Below are 2806 nucleotides of genomic sequence, written 5' to 3' on the forward strand. Positions count from 1 at the left end.
TAAATTTTACTAAAAGTAGTAGATAATTTGAAGTGTGTTATGCCAACAGCAACATAAAGTTAGTTAGAAAAAACCAGAAACTGCATAATCCTGATTCTCCATTATTGATTGGGGATGTTAAAGAGGAGTATGTTGTAAAGGAAATTAATGAACCTTCATATATTGATGCACAAAGCAGATTATTTTGATTCTTATTTTTACCGAAAACTTTATGTATGATGTTTTTTTCACTACAATTTTACGATATGGCTTCAACAAGCTTTAAATTCAATAATGAACAATATATTTTCAGTTAAAAAGCCTTCAATTGAAACTATTTGGAATGGATTAATTTAGTTATTTCATGGAACATGTCCAATCCCTTGGAATAATATCATTAGTTCCATTAAATTGTTTATGTTCAATACCATGGAACATGTCCAATTTGATAGAACAAATTAATTTGTTCCATGAAATAGTTTTTGTCCGATTTGATGGAACATGTCCAATAACAAAAAACATATTAAATGGTTAACATAGAATATTATTAAACAAAAGGAAGTTTTTAAAATGATAATAATGCCAGTTTCAATGCCAAAAGATATTGACAAATACTTTTTTAACAGAACAAAGGATATTAACATGATTAACACTCAGTTATCTACAGTAAAATTTGATATTCCGCCACAACTGTTAATAACAGGATATCGTGGTGTTGGTAAAACATTTCTGCTTAAAAAAATATTAAATGATCAAAATAGTGACATATTATCCGTGTTCATTGATGTATCTGAAATAATGGGTAGGCAAAAAGGAAATTTAACCGAAGAGAAAGTTTTAAAAGAACTTTTAAGTGCTATTGATGATGAAATTTCACAAAATAAAACATCTTACAAAAAATGGGTGAGTAAAATAACTTCAAATTTTAAAAAATTGGGATTGAAAAATTATGATTTTTCAGATGACGTAAATGTATTTGACATACCGATTCCAGTTATTTCAGATAATTATGACAAATTATCTAAATTTGTAATGGAATTGCCTCAAAAGATAGTTGACTCATCAGATGAAATAAATGGTTTTATAATCGTCATTGATGAATTTCAATTGCTTAAAAATGTTGAAGACCCTGAAGCGTTCTTTTGGTTGATAAGAAGTTTTACACAAAAGCAATTCAATGTGGGATATGTTTTCACTGGTTCAGTTTCAAAAACATCAGACATAATAAACATGATCAATGGTCCGGAAGGAGCATTTGGTGGAAGATTAATACAAATAAACATAGAACCATTTACTTTCGAGGAAACAAAAAGATATATTGATGAAAAATCAAACAACCTAAAATTCACTGATGAAGGATTTGAAAGATTCTATGCATGTACAAGAGGAATTCCTTTATATATAAACAGTTTATCAACAGTATTGCCCAATAATATTATTTGTGATGAAAATATCATAAAACAAACACTTCAATTAAATATAGATCAAATTGCAATAATGTGGATATATATTTGGGGAAGATTGTCTCAGGGAGAAAAGGATTTCATAATCTATTTGTTGGAACATGATGGTGCATCAAGACACACTTTAGATAATGAATTGGGATATTCCAAATCAAGTATTACCCGATTCATTGATACTTTATCCAATCAGGGGATAATTGAATTTAACCAGGATAAACAATTTGTTTTAGCCGATAAAATGTTAAAATTATGGTTAAAAATTAAATTTGAAACAACTGGTTTCTATCCGCTTTAATTAAAACCAGCCAGTATTGATCTGTTTGCATCAAGATTATACCATTTTTGTGGCCTACCTCGATTATTTGATTTTTTTAAGGATTTCTTAATAAAATCAGAATTATCTTTAAAAAGGTCTTTAGAAGATATGCTTACTTCTTTTTCTTCTAACTCTCCTTCTTGAATGATATTCGAGAAATGCATTGAAATATTGGCTGAAGTTGTTCCAAATATTTCTGCTACGACTTTTTGACTTGACCATAATGTTTCATTCCCTATTATAAACTCAGCTTCTATATCGTTCTGTTCGCTTTTGTATAATAACTTTTCAATAAGTTTGAATTCGGCATACGCTTCCTCCTAGGTTTAATTTAAAAAATACATGATTGATTTTATATATGGTATTTATGATTATATTCAATTTTTGTAAGAGCATTTGATTAATAATATTTGTTCGTTAACTATCGAACAAATTGTACTAAAAAGTAGTTGATAATTTCGCTACTTTTTAATCATTTTTTGTTCGTATTGTTTGCAACAAGTTTGATTTTGTAGTAGATAATTTCTATACTGTTATGCCAACAGCAACATGAATCTTGTTAAAATGAATTAAAAGTTGCACAATCCGGATTCTCCACTTTTAATTGAAAAAATTAAGTATGGTGATGTTTTAAAGGAAATTTTAGAGCTTAACTATATTGAAACCCGTGAAAAAGTTGCAAATCCTAGCAGTACTTTTCAATCAACTTGGTTCCTGCTGATTGCTGTTGTATTCAAGTAGTCTTCCGACATGACGAGTTTCAAAGAACATATCTTTTTTAGCCAGAATAATGATAATTGTAACTACTGTTATTACTATTGTCTCCAGGCACTTTGTCTCTGGTGTCAACGCTATTTTCTCCTGCATGAAATTGACGAAGAAATGGAATATCATGCAAGCTAATATTGAACGGTCGCTTTCAAGATAGACCCATGTAATGACAAATCCCATAGGGATTCCACTCACAAAAAAGTTAATCACATAAAGAAGATTCACCATAAGTCCTGCCTGGTATGTTCCTTGAATGAATAATAACGGAAAATGCCAG

Annotated in this window: 4 protein-coding genes; 2 read left to right on the forward strand and 2 right to left on the reverse strand. The window is 29.2% G+C overall.

Features of this window, described 5'->3' with window-relative positions:
* The first annotated feature begins 32 nt into the window (after window positions 1–32).
* Window positions 33–188, forward strand: a complete 156-nt coding sequence (locus Q4Q55_RS10215) for a hypothetical protein (RefSeq protein ID WP_303372697.1) — start codon at window positions 33–35, stop codon at window positions 186–188.
* 370 nt (window positions 189–558) lie between these two features.
* The gene (locus Q4Q55_RS10220) at window positions 559–1737 is read left to right on the forward strand and encodes an ATP-binding protein (RefSeq protein WP_303372698.1); all 1179 of its coding nucleotides are present in this window, start codon (window positions 559–561) and stop codon (window positions 1735–1737) included.
* Here Q4Q55_RS10220 and Q4Q55_RS10225 read toward each other — a convergent pair.
* Together Q4Q55_RS10225 and Q4Q55_RS10230 are read right to left on the reverse strand one after the other, a co-directional pair.
* A complete protein-coding gene (locus tag Q4Q55_RS10225; protein ID WP_303372699.1) occupies window positions 1734–1922 on the reverse strand; it encodes a hypothetical protein in 189 nt (62 codons plus the stop codon). The genes Q4Q55_RS10220 and Q4Q55_RS10225 overlap by 4 nt on opposite strands.
* Window positions 1923–2460: 538 nt before the next feature.
* On the reverse strand, window positions 2461–2806 hold a 346-nt coding region (locus Q4Q55_RS10230; protein ID WP_303372700.1), incomplete at its 5' end, for a CPBP family intramembrane glutamic endopeptidase.

This window comes from Methanobrevibacter sp. (assembly GCF_030539555.1).
In the GTDB taxonomy this organism is placed as follows: Archaea; Methanobacteriota; Methanobacteria; order Methanobacteriales; family Methanobacteriaceae; genus Methanocatella.

Excerpts from the sequence above, each read along its gene's own strand:
- Q4Q55_RS10220 (WP_303372698.1), top strand. The coding sequence starts at position 559 with ATGCCAGTTTCAATGCCAAAAGATATTGACAAATACTTTTTTAACAGA.
- Q4Q55_RS10225 (WP_303372699.1), bottom strand. The coding sequence starts at position 1,922 with ATGCATTTCTCGAATATCATTCAAGAAGGAGAGTTAGAAGAAAAAGAA.